This window comes from Tenacibaculum xiamenense, assembly GCF_964513065.1.
In the GTDB taxonomy this organism is placed as follows: Bacteria; Bacteroidota; Bacteroidia; order Flavobacteriales; family Flavobacteriaceae; genus Polaribacter; species Polaribacter xiamenense.
In genome coordinates this window covers 75,465-91,647 of sequence record NZ_CAZEQU010000022.1, presented here as the reverse complement: position 1 = coordinate 91,647, position 16,183 = coordinate 75,465, and the positions used below count along the sequence as shown (strand labels likewise).

16 protein-coding genes are annotated in these 16,183 nt (G+C 31.4%); 3 read left to right on the top strand and 13 right to left on the bottom strand.

Features of this window, described 5'->3' with window-relative positions:
* Positions 1-122: 122 nt before the first annotated feature.
* A complete protein-coding gene (locus ACKTTV_RS09635; protein WP_408030629.1) occupies positions 123-2,945 on the top strand; it encodes a M16 family metallopeptidase in 2,823 nt (940 codons plus the stop codon).
* Positions 2,946-3,017: 72 nt separating this feature from the next.
* Here the strand turns inward: ACKTTV_RS09635 and ACKTTV_RS09630 are convergent, their stop codons facing one another.
* The 10 genes from ACKTTV_RS09630 to ACKTTV_RS09585 all read right to left on the bottom strand — a co-directional run bounded on the left by ACKTTV_RS09630 (position 3,018) and on the right by ACKTTV_RS09585 (position 12,536).
* On the bottom strand, positions 3,018-3,668 hold the full coding sequence (locus ACKTTV_RS09630) for an outer membrane beta-barrel protein (RefSeq protein ID WP_408030628.1): 651 nt from the start codon (positions 3,666-3,668) through the stop codon (positions 3,018-3,020).
* Positions 3,669-3,788: 120 nt separating this feature from the next.
* Complete coding sequence (locus tag ACKTTV_RS09625; RefSeq protein WP_408030627.1) at positions 3,789-4,790, bottom strand: glycosyltransferase; 1,002 nt, start codon at positions 4,788-4,790, stop codon at positions 3,789-3,791.
* Positions 4,791-4,794: 4 nt separating this feature from the next.
* A complete protein-coding gene (locus ACKTTV_RS09620) occupies positions 4,795-5,583 on the bottom strand; it encodes a DUF3050 domain-containing protein (protein ID WP_408030626.1) in 789 nt (262 codons plus the stop codon).
* Between the two features lie 187 nt (positions 5,584-5,770).
* Positions 5,771-6,583: an enoyl-ACP reductase FabI gene (locus tag ACKTTV_RS09615; protein WP_408030625.1), complete on the bottom strand. Its 813-nt coding sequence runs from the start codon at positions 6,581-6,583 to the stop codon at positions 5,771-5,773.
* A gap of 255 nt (positions 6,584-6,838) precedes the next feature.
* A complete protein-coding gene (gene recN, locus ACKTTV_RS09610; RefSeq protein WP_408030624.1) occupies positions 6,839-8,494 on the bottom strand; it encodes a DNA repair protein RecN in 1,656 nt (551 codons plus the stop codon).
* Between the two features lie 72 nt (positions 8,495-8,566).
* Positions 8,567-9,457, bottom strand: a complete 891-nt coding sequence (gene porD, locus ACKTTV_RS09605) for a type IX secretion system protein PorD (protein WP_408030623.1) — start codon at positions 9,455-9,457, stop codon at positions 8,567-8,569.
* On the bottom strand, positions 9,450-10,658 hold the full coding sequence (gene coaBC, locus ACKTTV_RS09600; RefSeq protein WP_408030622.1) for a bifunctional phosphopantothenoylcysteine decarboxylase/phosphopantothenate--cysteine ligase CoaBC: 1,209 nt from the start codon (positions 10,656-10,658) through the stop codon (positions 9,450-9,452). The genes porD and coaBC overlap by 8 nt, the downstream gene beginning before the upstream one ends.
* Before the next feature lie 6 nt (positions 10,659-10,664).
* Positions 10,665-10,985 carry a DNA-directed RNA polymerase subunit omega gene (locus tag ACKTTV_RS09595; protein ID WP_408030621.1) on the bottom strand — a complete coding sequence of 107 codons (321 nt, stop codon included), beginning with the start codon at positions 10,983-10,985 and terminating at the stop codon, positions 10,665-10,667.
* A gap of 3 nt (positions 10,986-10,988) precedes the next feature.
* Positions 10,989-11,810: an outer membrane protein assembly factor BamD gene (locus ACKTTV_RS09590; protein WP_408030620.1), complete on the bottom strand. Its 822-nt coding sequence runs from the start codon at positions 11,808-11,810 to the stop codon at positions 10,989-10,991.
* 213 nt (positions 11,811-12,023) lie between these two features.
* The gene (locus ACKTTV_RS09585; RefSeq protein ID WP_408030619.1) at positions 12,024-12,536 is read right to left on the bottom strand and encodes a ferritin; all 513 of its coding nucleotides are present in this window, start codon (positions 12,534-12,536) and stop codon (positions 12,024-12,026) included.
* A gap of 352 nt (positions 12,537-12,888) precedes the next feature.
* On the opposite strand from ACKTTV_RS09585, the gene ACKTTV_RS09580 reads away from it, so the two are divergent.
* Positions 12,889-13,074, top strand: a complete 186-nt coding sequence (locus ACKTTV_RS09580) for a hypothetical protein (protein ID WP_408030618.1) — start codon at positions 12,889-12,891, stop codon at positions 13,072-13,074.
* Between the two features lie 88 nt (positions 13,075-13,162).
* Here ACKTTV_RS09580 and dapA read toward each other — a convergent pair whose 3' ends face one another.
* From dapA to ACKTTV_RS09565, 3 genes are all read right to left on the bottom strand, one after another.
* On the bottom strand, positions 13,163-14,038 hold the full coding sequence (gene dapA / locus ACKTTV_RS09575) for a 4-hydroxy-tetrahydrodipicolinate synthase (protein ID WP_408030617.1): 876 nt from the start codon (positions 14,036-14,038) through the stop codon (positions 13,163-13,165).
* Entirely contained in the window at positions 14,038-14,550 is a 513-nt protein-coding gene (locus ACKTTV_RS09570; protein WP_408030616.1) for a DUF6913 domain-containing protein, read from the bottom strand. The genes dapA and ACKTTV_RS09570 overlap by 1 nt, the downstream gene beginning before the upstream one ends.
* Positions 14,551-14,613: 63 nt before the next feature.
* A complete protein-coding gene (locus ACKTTV_RS09565) occupies positions 14,614-15,690 on the bottom strand; it encodes an esterase-like activity of phytase family protein (RefSeq protein WP_408030615.1) in 1,077 nt (358 codons plus the stop codon).
* 100 nt (positions 15,691-15,790) lie between these two features.
* Here ACKTTV_RS09565 and ACKTTV_RS09560 point away from each other — a divergent pair, with 100 nt between their 5' ends.
* Entirely contained in the window at positions 15,791-16,177 is a 387-nt protein-coding gene (locus ACKTTV_RS09560; protein WP_408030614.1) for a DoxX family membrane protein, read from the top strand.
* Positions 16,178-16,183 lie beyond the last annotated feature (6 nt).

The window sequence follows — 16,183 nt, the reverse complement described above, 5'->3', positions numbered from 1 at the left end:
TCTTCTATGAAGAAAGGAGCACTCGGAAGGTGCTCTATTTTTTTAACATCATTTAACAACTAAAAACTTAGTTGATAAAGATTTTATTTGTAATTTAACCTCGAAATCAAATACTTAATACTATGAAAAAACTATTTTTCGCCATTTCTTTGACCGCCTTTCTTGTGCTACCAACACAATCACAAGAACTAAAATCAAAAATAGCCAAACAAAACAAACTCGCTTTACTTAACATACCTACTGATCCAAGTGTGAAAATTGGAAAGCTTTCGAACGGGCTAACCTATTACATCAAACAGAATGCAAAACCTGAAAACAAAGTAGAACTACGTTTAGTTGTGAATGCCGGGTCAATTCTAGAAGATGATGATCAACTAGGACTAGCTCATTTTATGGAGCATATGAACTTTAATGGTACCAAAAACTTCAAGAAAAACGACTTAGTAGATTATTTACAATCAATTGGTGTAAAATTTGGAGCTCATTTGAATGCTTATACGGGTTTTGATCAAACTGTTTATATCTTACCTATTCCAAGTGATGATAAAGCCAAATTAGAAAAGGGGTTTCAAATTATTGAAGATTGGGCTCACGGGGCTTTGTTAACTGGAAAAGATATTGATGAAGAACGAGGTGTTGTTCTGGAAGAATTCCGCTCAAGAAGAGGTGCTGATAGTAGAATGCTAGAGAAATATTTACCCATTGTTATGCACGGTTCAAAATATGCCGATCGTCTTCCTATTGGTACCGAAGAAAGCATTAAAAACTTCAAATATGAAAGTCTACGACGATTCCATAAAGATTGGTATAGACCAGATTTAATGGCTGTTGTGGCTGTTGGTGACGTAGATGTTGCTACTCTAGAACAAAAAATAAAAAGTCATTTTGAAAAAATTCCAGCTGCAACAAACCCTAGAAAAAGAAAAGTTTCTCCATTGAAAAATCATCAAGAAACTTTTATTGGTATTGAAGCCGATAAAGAAGCTCCTTTTTCAAGAGTTCAATTAATGTACAAAGATCATGACCAAGCCACTCCAATGGTTACTGTAAATGATTATAGAAACTCTATTATTAAATCTTTGTTTAGTCAAATGATTAATAATAGGTTGAGTGAATTAAGAAATAGTGAAAATCCACCTTTTGTTTATGGATTCAGTTTCCATGGTGGTACTTGGGCCAGAGGAAAAAATGCCTATCAATCAATGGCTGGTACAAGTGCTGATGGTCAATTAAAAGGTTTACAAGCTTTATTAGACGAGAGTGAAAGAGTAAAACGATATGGATTTCAATCTGGTGAACTCGAAAGAGCCAAAAAGAATGTTATTGCCAGAATGGAAAAAACATTTAAAGATAAAGACAAAAGAGAATCTAGGCGTATTGTTACTGAATATATAAATAACTACTTAGAAAAAGAGCCTATTCCAAGTATTGATTGGGAATATAAAATTCATATGGGATTGCTTCCTTCTATCAAACTTGAAGAAGTAAATAAATTAATCAATAGTTATCTTCATGACGATAATCGCGTTGTCGTTATTACAGGTCCAGAAAAAATTGTAACCAAAGAACAAGTTACCAAGGCATTAAACAACGTTAAAACTAAAGAATTAAAGCCTTATGAAGATAAAGTGGTTGCTTCATCTTTAATCACAAAACCAATTACTCCAGGATCAGTAGTTTCGAGCCAAAAAAATGATAAACTTGGAACTACTACATTAACCTTAAGCAACGGTGCTAAGGTAATTTACAAAAAAACTGACTTTAAGAATGATGAAATCTTATTTGAAGCTTTTAGCTTTGGAGGATCGTCATTATATACAAATGAAGAGTTAAAGGCGACTTCATTCGCCAATGGAGGTCTTTTTGAGGCAGGAATTAACGGATATTCTAAAAACGATTTATCGAAAATGATGTCTGGTAAAATAGTAAATGTCCGTCCTTATATTCGAGGACTAAGTGAAGGGTTCCGTGGTACGGTAGCTCCAAAATATACAGAAGAACTTTTTCAGATGGTTCATTTATATTTTACAGCTTTAAATAAAGATGAAAAGGCTTTTAAATCTTACGTTACCAAGCAAAAGAGTTTTTTAGGAAACTTGCTGGCAAGTCCTAATTTCTTCTTTCAAAAAGAAATGGGTGAATTTATGAATAATGGAAACCCAAGGTACACTGGTTTTCCATCTCCAGAGGCTTACGAAAAGGCGGATTACAGTCTTGCTTATAGAAAATATCACGAACGTTTTGCCGATGCCAGTGATTTCAACTTCTACTTCGTTGGAAATGTTAATGAAAACAAGATAAAAGAATACTCCGAAAAGTATTTGGCAAGTTTACCAGGAAAAAATTCAAACGAGAAATATAAAGTCCATGATTTTAGACCTTTATCAGGATCTCATTCTAAAACAGTAGTAAAAGGAAAAGATCCGAAGAGTAGTGTACGAATTACCTATCAAGGAGAAACTAATTATGATGAAAAAGAAGCTCTTGCTTTTAATATTCTCGGCGATGTTATTGGTATCAAATTAATCGAAAAATTGCGTGAAAAAGAAGGTGGTGTGTATTCATCAAGGACTCGTGGTAGTATTTCTAAACTGCCTTATGGGCGCTATAGCCTAAGTATTTCTTTTCCTTGTGCTCCAGAAAATGTTGATAAGTTAAAAACAATTTCTGTGAATCATGTGGCTGAAATAGTAAAGAACGGTCCTACTGTTGAAGACCTAATGAAAGCTCAAAAAGGAATGATTAATGATCATAAGGAAGATTTAAAGAAGAATCGTTTCTGGCTATCAACTTTGAAAAACATTGATTATATGAACAACAATCAATCAGACCCATTCACTTTTGAAGATCGTGTAAACTCTTTAACCATTAAAGATTTACAAGATGTAGCTAAAAAATATCTAACGAATGGCTATATACTTGGAGTATTGAATCCTGAAAAATAAATATCCTCTATTCTATAAAAACCGTCTAAATAATTTGGACGGTTTTTGATTTTAAATTGAATTTTGTTAAGCTTATAAAAGAATTGAAACTCCTAATATTAAACTAGAAGAACTAAGGTTAAATCCAAAATTGTTAGTTACATATTTACTTGAATTCTCATCATTTTTTTGAGATGAATGGCTATAACTCAATGCTCCGAAGTTCATTTCTAACAAAACACCTTTTGACAAACTATAGTTAATTCCTGGTCTTAAACTTATTCCGTAAGACCTAGTGCCATTGCTTGCAACCCTGTTTCCTGCCCCATCATAATTGTTTGTTTTTGAATAGCTAAATGCCGTTTCTCCCTGAAGATGAAACGCAAATCTTGATGTTATAGGAAAAAACTTTTTAATGTAAGGAGCAATCGAATAAGTATTTGAAGAATCTTCTTGATTATACAAATTTTCATATTGATTTTCAGAGTAACTATACTCTAAGCCTAATCCTAAAACTAAGTTATCATTGACTGCATAGCCCAGTTTTGGCGATATTCTAAAATTAAATCTATCAGCTTTATTAGGGGTTGGGTTATCTGTAATTTTAAAATTTGAAGAATTTATAGAAAAGTCTCCTTCTAGTAACCATGTTCCCTTTGAAATTTTGAATTTGTCTTGCTTATTTTGACCAATTGTAACTGTTGTAACAAATAATAATAGTAGTAGTGTTAATCTTGTTTTCATTTTAAAAATTGAGTTTAATTTACTACTGAAAATAAAACAATGTCCATACCAACAAGTCAAATATAATCTACTTTAACATCGTTATAAATGTTAAAAAATGAAAGTCTAAATTTTTACTCTTTAATCTAGAAAAAATTTAGGGAATTGCTTTCTTGGGTCTCTTTTTAAAAATCGGATATAGAAGCTTGATTTAAAAAATGCAATACCATAAGCAAAAAATTGAATAAATACAGCATAAGGAGTCAATATCCCTACTTTAAAACTTTTATTAATTATTGTGGAGTGAACCAGAAGTAATAACAAGTATAATAACAAAGGGAAAAGGTACGATAGATTCCAACTTGCAATGGCTAAAACAATAGAAGTTAAAGAAAACCCCACAAAAAGAGATGGAAACCAAAAGGTTATTTTTTTTGTTTCAGGATACCAAGCTGTTAATATTGGCCTTACAGCACCAAAACCTTTAACCTGATTATAAAACTTGCTCCAAGAAACTCTCCTTTTATGAAATACATAAGCATTAGGTAAAAAAGTAGTTCTAAATCCTGATCTTTGAATTCTTATCGACAAATCTGGATCTTCACCTGGGCTAATCTTTGCAAAACCTCCCGTCTTTTCAAAAACTGCTTTAGAAATCCCCATATTAAAACTTCGAGGCTCAAACTTTTGTACTTTATTTTTACCTCCTCTTATTCCTCCAGTGGTAAAAAAGGAAGTCATCCCATAATTAATAGCTTTTTGAAGTATTGTAAAACTTTCATGTGCCGCATCTGCACCACCAAAACAATCTATATAAGATTTCTTTAAAAATTCATGTACAGTTCTCAAATAATGTGGTGGTAATATAACATCAGAATCTAGAATGATAAAGTAATTTCCTGAAGCCTTTCTCATTCCATAATTTCTCGAATCTCCAGCTCCTGAATTGGTTTTATATAAATAGTTTATATTTAAATCATTGTATTTTTTCACTACCTGCTCTGAGGAATCATCAGACCCATCTTCTACTATTACAATTTCATAATCTTCATCATAATCTTGTTTTGTTAGGCTTTCTAATAATTCATCAATTTCATTGGGCCTATTATAAACAGGAATTATAATGGATAAATACAAACTCATATTTTTAACTTAAAACTACTTCCTTATTTTTTGACAATCTCTTTTCTATTCCATTCCATAAGTTTATTCTCTTTTCCAAAGATTCTTTTGCATAATATAAAACATCGTTCCATTTTTGTTCATCATTACCACATAACTCTTCAATCATTTGTAATGATAAAGGACCATGCTCATCACCATCCAGTTCTATATGTCTATTTAAATAATATGTAAGTTTACCATAATCCACTTTTTCCTTTTCTTCGGTATTTTTAACTATTTCTAAAAACATATCAGGAATTACATCCTCACGACCAAAAGTAAAACTCGAGGCAATAATATGAGGTTGCTTGGTTTTTATAACCTCAAATGTAAACAGAACAAAATCTTTGGTTTCTTGAGCAATATCGAGTGAAGTAATAACAGAACTTACATCTTCTCTATCGATTATCTTAGAAATAAACGATGCAATTTCTTTGGTATTAGCTTTTGTTTGTTGCATGGCTTCCACATACATTTCGAAATGACTCTTAGGTTCTCCTAATTCATTCACATCCGTTTCTTCTCCTAATACAATTTCATTTATGAACCTTGCCGTTTTAGGGTTTACAACTGGCACCCAAGGTAAGTTTATACAAGTTAATTCTTGCTGTAATGCTTTTAACAACGACATGAAGTCCCATACAGCAAATACATGTTCTTGCATAAATAAACGTACATCTTCAATATCATTTAACGACTTATATAAATTGTGCTCTTTCAACTGAGTTCTTAATGTCGATAACTCCTCTTCTATTAATGTAATTTTGCTCATTTTTTTCTTACGATCTAAAATAATTTGTTACTACCTAAATTGAATTTCAAAATTAATTCTTCCTAACGAAACCACTTATAAAACTGGTTTATTTACTATTTTTTCTTCCTTATTTAGATAGATTCAAATAAAAAAGCAAATCTAACGATTTGCTTTTTTTAATATTCTAAAATTTTATCTAAAAATTCTATTCTTCAGTAAATTTTTCCATCACTGCGTCACTTACTCCCATGTTAGAAAAACCTCCATCATGGAAAAGGTTTTGTAATGTAACTTTTTTAGTCAAATCAGAGAATAGAGATATTGTATAGTCAGCACACTCTAAGGCTGTAGCATTCCCTAACGGAGACATCTTTTCTGCGTATGAAATGAATCCATCAAATCCTTTAACTCCACTACCAGCTGTAGTCGGTGTAGGCGATTGAGAAACTGTATTCACACGTACTTTATGATCTCTTCCAAAGAAGTATCCGAAACTACGAGCGATTGATTCTAAATATGCCTTATTATCTGCCATATCATTATAATCAGGAAATACTCTCTGTGCAGCCATATAGGTTAAAGCAACAATACTTCCCCACTCATTCATGGCTTTTTTATTGTATAACACATTCATTGTTTTGTGGAAAGACAAAGCAGAAACGTCAAACCCTTTATGAGTAAAATCATACTTAGAATCTGTATAGTGACGACCTTTACGAACGTTTACCGACATTCCTATAGAGTGTAAAACGAAATCTATTTTACCTCCTAAAATTTCCATTGACTTCTCAACTAAATTCGTTAAGTCCTCCATAGAAGTTGCATCAGCAGGAATTACTTGAGAACCTGTTTTTTCAGCTAAAGCATTAATTTCACCCATACGCATAGCTATTGGTGCATTTGTTAAAACAAATTCCGCTCCTTCTTCATGAGCTCTTTCAGCTACTTTCCATGCAATCGAGTGCTCATTTAAAGCTCCAAAAATGATTCCTTTCTTTCCTTTTAATAAATTATACATAATATCGTAGTCTTTTCTTTAGTTATTTGTAAAGGCAAATATAAACCTTTATCTTAATTAAGTTAATTTGTTCTTTTTGATTTAATTTATGCTCAACACTCTGTTATGTTGATTGTTCAAAGTTACTCTATTCTATAGTTTTCAGTTAAATATTTTTCAATCTTATTTGGAAGTCTATTACCTCCGAGTAAGTCTACAAATATTCAAAGAAAACTATCGTTTATCTTTCATCACTTATGTCTAAACATTGAAATCTCACTTAGTGAGTAATTCTTTTGCATGTGTTAAGGCACTTTCAGAATAATCTTTTCCACTTAACATTTCTGCAATCTCGGCAACTCTATCATCATAACTCAACAACCTCAAGTTGGATGTTGTTACTCCATTTTCTTCGCCTTTATATACTTTATAATGTTGTTGCCCTTGAGAAGCTATTTGAGGTAAATGCGTAATGGTTATTACCTGCATGTGATTAGCCATATCATTCATAATGGTAGCAATCTTGTTCGAAACCTCTCCAGAAACACCAGTATCTATTTCGTCAAAAATAATGGTTGGTAGTTGAACGTTCTTTGATAGTATATTTTTTATTGACAACATTATTCTCGAAAGTTCACCTCCAGAAGCCACTTTCTTTAACTCTCCAAAGCTCCCCCCTTTATTTGCTGAAAATAAGAAGGTAAGTTCATCCTTCCCGTAACTATTAAATGTTTCGCTTGATTTTACTTCAATAAGAAATTCAGCATTTGGCATTCCCAATTCTGCTAACAAATACTTTAATTCCTTTTGTAGAGGTGCAATGGCTTTATTTCTTTTATTCATGATGACATTTGCTAAATCATCAAGCTTGCCTTCTACTTCCTTAATTTCTTTTTCTTTATTTTGAATTAGATCACTAGCTCCTTCAACTTGAGCTACTTTTTCTCCTAAATCTTCGTAAATTTTTAATAATTCCTTTATACTTCCAACAGAATGTTTCTTTTGTAAACTATAAATTAGTTGAAGTCTATCATTTAACTCTTCTATTTCTGCAGGATTAAAATCTACTTTCTCATTCTCTGACTCCAACTCAGCAACAACATCATCTAACTCAATCTTGACACTAGCAATTCTAGAAAATAACTCCTCATATTCATTAGCATATCCACTAATTTTCTGTAGTTTATTTTCTAGTGAATTTAATTGTGTTTGCAATCCTATCTCATCGTTAATTACAATATGAAGACTTTCAGATAAGTTAAGTTTAATATCTTCTATGTTGTTAAGCTTATCCAATTTTTCTTCGAGAGCCTGTTGCTCTCCTAACTGTAGATTAGCTTCTTCTAATTCATTAAACAGATGCAAATTGTATTCGTACTGTTCAGTTGACTTTTGTGCTTCTTCTTGAAGCTCTTTTAATACTTTCTTTAAAGAATTGTACTTTCTTAATCCTCTTTTATAAGAAGCTATTTTCGCACTATTTTTAGCAAGAGCATCTAATATAGAATATTGAAAACCTTCGTCTGACAATTCAAGTGTTTGATGTTGTGAGTGAATATCAATCAATCTAGCTTTAAGTGTTGACAAAACTGATAATCGTACAGGAGTATCATTTACAAAAGCCCTAGATTTTCCAGATGGTAAAATTTCTCTTCTGATAATTGTATCATCCTCATAATCTATATCTAACTCTTCAAAAATACTATTCAGGTCATAGCCATTTAGCGCGAACTCCGCCTCTACAACACATTTCTTTTCTGTGTTTTTTAAAGATGATAAATCGGCTCGATTTCCCATTACAAGCCCTAAAGCACCTAATAGAATGGATTTTCCAGCTCCAGTTTCTCCTGTAATTATAGACAAGCCCTTTGTAAAATCAATCGATAATTGATTGATTAAAGCGTAGTTATGTATTGATAAATGTGTAAGCAAATTCTAACTCTTTGAAAGCAATAAAAGTAAGAATTTTGACTGAATTAATAAATGTAAATTAACTTGGAAAGTCTATTTAATTTTTTCCCATTTATTTTCGTAAGTCGGAGAAATTGTTTGTAATACAGTTAACATTTTTTGTTGATTTCTGGTAGGCTTACCATCAGAAAAAACACTTACAATTTCATCTGCTTTTGCATCTAGAAAAATTCTTATCATATAATTTCCAACTGTAATATTGTGAAGCTTGTCAAGATCAATAACACTACGTTCAATCGCCTGTTTTGCCTCATCAATATTATTAGTCATACTATCAAAACCATTTCTGTGATAATCATAATAGATGGTTCTTAGAGCCGCGAATTTTTCAGATAATAAGCTATCTATTAAAGCAAATCTGTTTTGCTCTCCTATTTGGTTTTGCCAACCAGATTCACCATTAGATTGTGCTTGCAACATTGCATTCTCTGCCTGCTTTAAATAGTCTTGCCCACCTTTTTTAGCAAAAGTATCAGCATCCACTCCGATAATAACATAAGCATAAAAAGCAATCATTGAAACCAAATTAGAATCGTATATGTTTGGATTGTATATTAAAGGATCAAACTCATTATACCTAAAATTAAAATTGGTATCATTAATATTTAATATTGGACTAGCATATGATGAATTATAAACTGGTCTTGTAGCTTGAATTTGAAGGCTTGCAGAAAAGTTATTTCCATTTTGCTCATTTACAATAATCGTAAATGCACAGTTAATTCGTTCTTGAAGCTTAAACTTTTTATCCGTCCATTGCTTTTGGTTGATAAATTCTGTTAATGCGGTTTCAAGTGTTGTATACACTTGTTTATTCGAACTTTGAATTTTCTCCGTATTAATTGTAACCAAAGCATTCAATTCCTGTGAATTCACAGCTAAAGATGCAAAACATATAAACGCTAAAAAGAAAAACTTACGCATGTAATTTTAATATTATTTCATTAATTATATCGTTAGCAACCTCATTTTTGGGTTTCAGATCAAATCGTTTCGGATTTAAATCCTTATCAATAATAGTAATTTTATTTGTATCAGTAGCAAATCCAGCTCCCTTATCTCTTAACGAATTTAATACAATTAGATCTAAGTTTTTCCTAGTAATTTTGCTTTTTGCATTTTCCAACTCGTTATTCGTTTCTAACGCAAAACCTACTAATAATTGATTCTTTTTTATTTCACCTAAAGATTTTAAAATATCTTTTGTTGGTTCTAACTCAATAGTTAACGCTGCATCCTTCTTTTTTATTTTCTTATCAGCAACATTTTTTGGTCTATAATCGGCTACCGCGGCAGATAAGATAGCTATATCGCTATTTTCATAGTGTTCATGACAAGCCTGATACATATCTTCAGCTGACTTAACATCAACTCTATTTATAAAAGAATGTTTTACTTTTTGAGAACTTGGTCCACTTATTAATATAACTTCTGCACCAAGGTTTGCGGCAGATTTTGCCAGTTCAAACCCCATTTTACCCGAAGAATGATTACCTATAAACCTAACTGGATCAATGGCCTCATAAGTTGGTCCTGCTGTAATTAAAACCTTTTTACCCTTTAATGGTAACTTTGATACAATGTCTTTCTCAATAAAGGTTACAATATCTTCTGGCTCGGCCATTCTCCCTTCTCCAACCAAACCACTTGCTAGTTCACCAGAAGTCGCCGGAATCATAATATTCCCAAAACTCTGAAGTTTATCTAAGCTATTTTTAGTTGACGGATGTTTGTACATATCCAAATCCATTGCTGGTGCAAAGTAGATAGGACATTTTGCCGATAAATAAGTAGCTAACACTAGATTATTACAAATACCATTCGTCATTTTAGACAAAGTATTTGCTGTTGCAGGTGCTATCACCATAACATCTGCCCATAAACCTAATTCAACATGATTATTCCATAAATCATTCTCTTCTTCATCATAAAAAGTTGAGTGAACAGGATTTTTGGAAAGTGTAGATAAGGTGAGTGGAGTAATAAAATCTTTAGACGCAGGAGTCATTATAACTTTGACTTCTGCGCCTGATTTTATGAATAAGCGGACTAAACCTGCCGTTTTGTATGCGGCAATTCCTCCGGTAACGGCTAGTAAAACTTTCTTACCGCTTAGTACAGACATATATTATTATTTATTGTCTGGTGTTCTGAAGTAAACGCCACCTTCTAACCACTCTTCTACTGCTATTGCATGTGGCTTTGGCAAACGCTCATAGAATTTAGAAACCTCTATTTGCTCTTTGTTTTCAAAAACTTCTTCTAAACTATCATTATAAGTTGCAAACTCATCAAGTTTATCTACTAACTCCTTCTTCAAATCAGAATTGATTTGAGTAGCTCTTTTTGCTATAATAGAAATTGCCTCATAGATATTCTCTGTTGGTTGCTCGATAGCTTCTTTATCATAAGTAATTGTACTTACAGGTGCTTTCGTTTCTTTATAATCCATTATTTAACTTTTAACTAATTGTTCTTGTTCTTTATTTAATGCTGCTAGCATTTTGTTAGAATCTTCCATAAATTTTGATTCAGGGAAGTTTCTTTTCAACTTATCATAAGCCTTTACAGCTTCTTCTATCCTCATTGCCTTTCTTCTTGGTGTACTCTTCATGGCAAAATCATGAGCCGCTTTTAATCTATAATACAGCGCTTCTTCTTTAAAACTTGTTCCTAAATAATCAGATAACAAATTATCAAAAGCTACAATAGACGCTTTGTAATTTCTTGAATCGTACTGAGCCGTTCTGTAATAAGTTTTTGCTATTTCAAAAGCTTTCTTTTCAAGTTTAAAACGTAATTCGCCGTAATACTTATTGGCTTCAACTAACTTTCCTGACTCAGGATACTTATCAATAAACCTTTGAAAAGACTCTAATGCCTTATTGGTATCAGTTGGATCTAAGCTAAATGAAGGCGCAGCCTTGTAATAACTTAACGCTGATAAGAATTCAGCTTCTTCAGCCTTTGAGCTTTTTGGGTAATTCTTTGCAAAGCGATCAAAATAGTATCCAGCTAAACTATAATTTTTCACATTAAAATTAGCTTGAGAAACCATAAATTGAATACGTTCCATTTGTGGTTTTGCTCTATATGAAGGTGTAATTTTCTCAAATAAACGCAGAGCTTTGCTATATTTTTGAGATTCATACATTTTCACAGCCATTTTGTACTGCTCTTCTGTAGTTCCTTTATTTAATACCTTTTGATACTCTCCACATGAAGTTAGTACCAACATAAGTACAAATAATAAAGCTAAATTTTTATTTTTTCGCATCTGGCAAAATTAAGTATTATTAATGGATTATTAAAATGAATTTTCACTCACTTACTAAGATTCAAATTTTTAGTAATACTATTGAAAGATTTCAATCTTTTCACCCAAAAATATCAATAAATCCTTTCTGTCAGTGAACCTTCTATTTTTGAGTGCAATAAACCATATATTCTGTTACAAAAACGGTAAAGAACTCATAAATGTATGTTAATACTATTGTGGAGCGTCTGGTCCAGCAGCAACAAGTTGCTTTACATCGTTATCAAAAAGATATAAACCACCTTTATCGTCACCAATTAAATTAATTTTATCTAAAATATTTCTAGCCAATGCTTCTTCTTCAATTTGTTCGGAAACATACCACTGTAAAAAGTTATGAGTAGCATAGTCTCTTTCTTCTAGTGTAATATGTACTAAATCATTAATTGATTGAGAAACCATTACCTCATGGTTAAATAAGGTTTCAAACATATTTTTAAAAGAACCAAATTCAGTCGGAGGTGCCGCCAAATCAGAAACTTGAGCATGCCCACCTCTTTCATTTACGAATTTTACCAACTTTAACATGTGCATTCTTTCTTCATCCGAATGAGCAAACATAAATTGAGCTACTCCTTCAAAACCTTGAACTTCAGCCCAACATGCCATAGCTAGGTATACTTGAGAAGACTCTGCTTCTATTCTTATTTGCTTATTTAATGCTTCTTCTATTTTTTTAGACAACATAGTTGATTGTTTTTTTAATTTGCAAAGATGCAAAAAAAGCATAAAAGATAAAACTCTACTAGCTATCAATATTTTATAAATCATAGCAATGAAACTAGCGATTTTTAAAGGAGTTAGACAAAAGTTAAAGTTTCATAAATCATTTCATTTTAGTAATTCATTTTGTAAGTTAGCGTCAAATATTGCTGATTGAAAATAAAATTTGCTAGCATTTTATTTCCCGAAAACAATAATTTTTTATCAGAAACTATTAGGTTTTATTTAAGAATAAATAAGACTTTAGAATGTATGGACATAATCTTCGGGTGTCCTTAAACGACCGAAGCATATCAAATTTAGAAAAACTATTATTATGAAAAATTTAAAAAACTTGGGTAAAGTTTTAAACAGTAATGAACAAAAATCTATTTTAGGAGGAATTGGAACTATCCCAAAAAAGAATTGTGAAAAAAATGAACCTTGTTGTTATTCAATTACCGTTTATTATAACGGAAAATGGATGGAGGAAGTGCATTGTGAAAATGAAAAACCAGTATAAAATTACACAAACCTACTCAATCTAATTTAGATTAAAAAAAAGACCATAATGTAAAACATTATGGTCTTTATATTCTATTTTTTAAACTCTATAGATTATCTATAAAATCACTTATTCTGTTTTGTAAATCGGTACTTGCTGGTACTAATGGTAATCTAACACTATCACCAGTAATATTTAATTTTTTCAGAACCGACTTTATTCCTGCTGGATTATTCTCTTCAAAAATTAAACCGATAACGTCCATTAGCTTATAATGTAAAGCGTAAGCCTCTTTGTTTTTTCCTTCCAATCCTAAGCGAATCATATCAGAGAAATCTTTTGAAAACCCTTGACCTATTACAGAGATTACTCCTGCCCCACCAGCTAAAACTGTTCCTAATGCTAAATCGTCATCTCCTGAAATTATTAAGAAGTCTTCTGGTTTATTTTTTAATAATTCGTAATACTGTTGTTGATTGTTTCCTGCTTCTTTAACTCCAATAACGTTATCAAAATCTCTAGCGAGCCTTAAAGTTGTTTCTGGTAACATATTTTTAGCCGTTCTACCAGGAACATTATATAAAATAACAGGTTTTGTACTAGCCTCAGCTACCGCTTTAAAATGTTGGTAAAAACCTTCTTGAGTTGGCTTACTATAATATGGAGCCACAGATAAAATTGCATCAATATTAGACAAGTCTAATGAATTTAGTTCGTCTATTACAACCTGTGTATTGTTTCCACCAACACCAAGAACTAATGGTAATTGTCCATTATTTACTTCGGCAATAACCTTAATAATTTCGATTTTTTCTTCCTTCGTAATGGTAGCACTTTCCGCAGTTGTTCCATTGATAACTAAATAGTTTGTTCCATTATCAATATTATAAGTAACTAATTTTCTTAAAGCGTCAAAATCTACACTCAAATCCTCGTTGAAAGGTGTTACTAAAGCAACTCCCATTCCCACAAACTCTTGCATTATATTTTATTTAAAATCGTTAAATATTTTTTTAATTCCTGATTTAAAACCGCTTCGTTAAATGTAGGATCTGAAACTACTATATCGAAGAGTTTATCATCAATATCAGCAAAGCCAGCTTTTAGCTTTGCTTGAGAATGCAAAGTTATTACATTAGTATATAAATTTGACACCTTTGTATAGTTTATAAGTAAGTCATAATCATTTTTAACAAAGTTTTTCAAATTGTCAGATTTCAAACTTGCTTTAAAACCAATTTCCTTTTCAGTAAAAAATTTAGGTGTTACTTCATCTTTTTTTGAAAACTTACGGTACACCAAAAATGTAATATTCTTTTTATCGAAATTTAATTTACTAGCCAAGTTAGACGTTATGACATTTTCAAGTGAAGCATTGTCCAATATAACTGCTACGGATTTTATTTTTCCTCCTTGGCTATTAGTAATTACACTTTTCTCCTTAAGTTTACTGTATTGTTTCTCAATAGATTTTTCTTTAAAATTACCTATCATTTCTTTGTAATTTGTAATCTTATTTAATAATTGGGGCTATTATTTTTTGAAATTTCAACAATATTACTCAACTAATTCCATCAATATAAATTGATTCAACTGTTTTCCATAAAGCTGAAAGTTATCATCGGAAATTAAAAGTAATGTTTTATTCCCATTGGGTAAAACATCTCCAAAACAAATTCCTTCAATATTATCTATAATTCCATCAGTTAACTGATCTTTTGCCGATTCGAAATCAAATAAAAGCTCTTTTTTTAACGGAATGTGATTCACTTTCTTAAGAGATTCCAGATTAATCGTATTCGTCGTATTTTCGTCTGCCCATGCTCTGAATATCCGTATTGTATTTCCATAGCTTCCATAGCCGCTATGATAAATTCTTTCAACAACAAAAAATTCATTCTTACGAAACTCTAAGATAGCTGTTACACCATTTAAGTTAATATCTCCTTTCCTTGGTTTTTCAAGATTCTCCAATTCATAAGCGTATTGTTTCGTTGCCTTTCCTTTATCAGAATCAAAATAAGTAATTCTGACTGAAGATTTCTTGACTTTATAAGAAGGTTCCTCTCCATCTATCTTTAAAGGAGCCTCCAACGAAACCCAAAACCCCTTTCCATCAGTTGACTTACATGAACCTTCAAATACACCATTATGCCTGTGTTTTCCAATATTAATATTTCCTAAATGACTGGGTAACGATATTTCTTTTACAAATTTACCTAATGAATCCGTTACAAACACGGTTGGTCTTTTTTTCTTTCTAATTGATCCTTCACTTGTTAAATTCAAGCTCCCATTTGAATTGACAAAAACTGATTCTAAATCCAGTACCTCATTTTGATAAAACTTGTTTAAAGTATCATTAAAAAAAATTGTCTTCTTAAAAGTAACATCCGAAATCTTTCTGTCTTCAACAATTACATCCCCAACAAGCACTCTTGGCTCTCTAGCATCATCAACAACAAAATAATAATTACCTCCATAATTATCAATACCCGATAATCCACCAACTATTGATTTTTGAAAAATACTAGAGTCCTGTAAAACATACTCGTCTAAAAAGCGTACATGAATATTGTTTTTTTTGCATCCTAAAAAACACATTCCAATTATTAGCAAAAAAACATATTTCATACCGTTCTATTTAGTACCATTAGCAATAAAAAGTGCTAAAATAGTATTTATCTATGTAAGGTATAGAATTTTATGCGTCTAAATCTTAAAACACTAGAACATGAAAAAACATATTCCTTTATTGTTAAAAGTAATGGCGGCAATTATCATGCTTCAAACTCTATTTTTTAAATTCTCGGGAGCACAAGAAAGTATTGATCTTTTTACAAAAGTAGCAGGAGAAAATGAAGCTATAATGAGAATAGGAACGGGAGTAATTGAACTCATAGCCTCAATTTTACTGTTTGTACCAAACAAAACCTGGGTGGGTGCAATTTTAACTTTAGGTTTAATGGGCGGTGCTATTATGAGTCATTTAACCAAAATAGGAATTGAACATAATAATGATGGAGGTGTGCTATTTGCTTCGGCCTTAGCAACATTTTTAATCGGAGGTGTTTTATTAATAATAAATAAAAAGGATGTTCCTTTTCTAAATAAAATTTAAATTATT

What these genes read in the sequence shown, in the direction of transcription:
- ACKTTV_RS09630 (WP_408030628.1), bottom strand. Translation starts at nt 3,668, where the DNA reads ATGAAAACAAGATTAACACTACTACTATTATTATTTGTTACAACAGTT.
- dapA (WP_408030617.1), bottom strand. Translation starts at nt 14,038, where the DNA reads ATGCAAGAGTTTGTGGGAATGGGAGTTGCTTTAGTAACACCTTTCAAC.
- coaBC (WP_408030622.1), bottom strand. Translation starts at nt 10,658, where the DNA reads ATGTCTGTACTAAGCGGTAAGAAAGTTTTACTAGCCGTTACCGGAGGA.
- ACKTTV_RS09590 (WP_408030620.1), bottom strand. Translation starts at nt 11,810, where the DNA reads ATGCGAAAAAATAAAAATTTAGCTTTATTATTTGTACTTATGTTGGTA.
- ACKTTV_RS09625 (WP_408030627.1), bottom strand. Translation starts at nt 4,790, where the DNA reads ATGAGTTTGTATTTATCCATTATAATTCCTGTTTATAATAGGCCCAAT.
- ACKTTV_RS09595 (WP_408030621.1), bottom strand. Translation starts at nt 10,985, where the DNA reads ATGGATTATAAAGAAACGAAAGCACCTGTAAGTACAATTACTTATGAT.
- ACKTTV_RS09580 (WP_408030618.1), top strand. Translation starts at nt 12,889, where the DNA reads ATGAAAAATTTAAAAAACTTGGGTAAAGTTTTAAACAGTAATGAACAA.
- ACKTTV_RS09565 (WP_408030615.1), bottom strand. Translation starts at nt 15,690, where the DNA reads ATGAAATATGTTTTTTTGCTAATAATTGGAATGTGTTTTTTAGGATGC.
- ACKTTV_RS09615 (WP_408030625.1), bottom strand. Translation starts at nt 6,583, where the DNA reads ATGTATAATTTATTAAAAGGAAAGAAAGGAATCATTTTTGGAGCTTTA.
- ACKTTV_RS09620 (WP_408030626.1), bottom strand. Translation starts at nt 5,583, where the DNA reads ATGAGCAAAATTACATTAATAGAAGAGGAGTTATCGACATTAAGAACT.
- ACKTTV_RS09635 (WP_408030629.1), top strand. Translation starts at nt 123, where the DNA reads ATGAAAAAACTATTTTTCGCCATTTCTTTGACCGCCTTTCTTGTGCTA.
- ACKTTV_RS09570 (WP_408030616.1), bottom strand. Translation starts at nt 14,550, where the DNA reads ATGATAGGTAATTTTAAAGAAAAATCTATTGAGAAACAATACAGTAAA.
- ACKTTV_RS09560 (WP_408030614.1), top strand. Translation starts at nt 15,791, where the DNA reads ATGAAAAAACATATTCCTTTATTGTTAAAAGTAATGGCGGCAATTATC.
- porD (WP_408030623.1), bottom strand. Translation starts at nt 9,457, where the DNA reads ATGCGTAAGTTTTTCTTTTTAGCGTTTATATGTTTTGCATCTTTAGCT.
- ACKTTV_RS09585 (WP_408030619.1), bottom strand. Translation starts at nt 12,536, where the DNA reads ATGTTGTCTAAAAAAATAGAAGAAGCATTAAATAAGCAAATAAGAATA.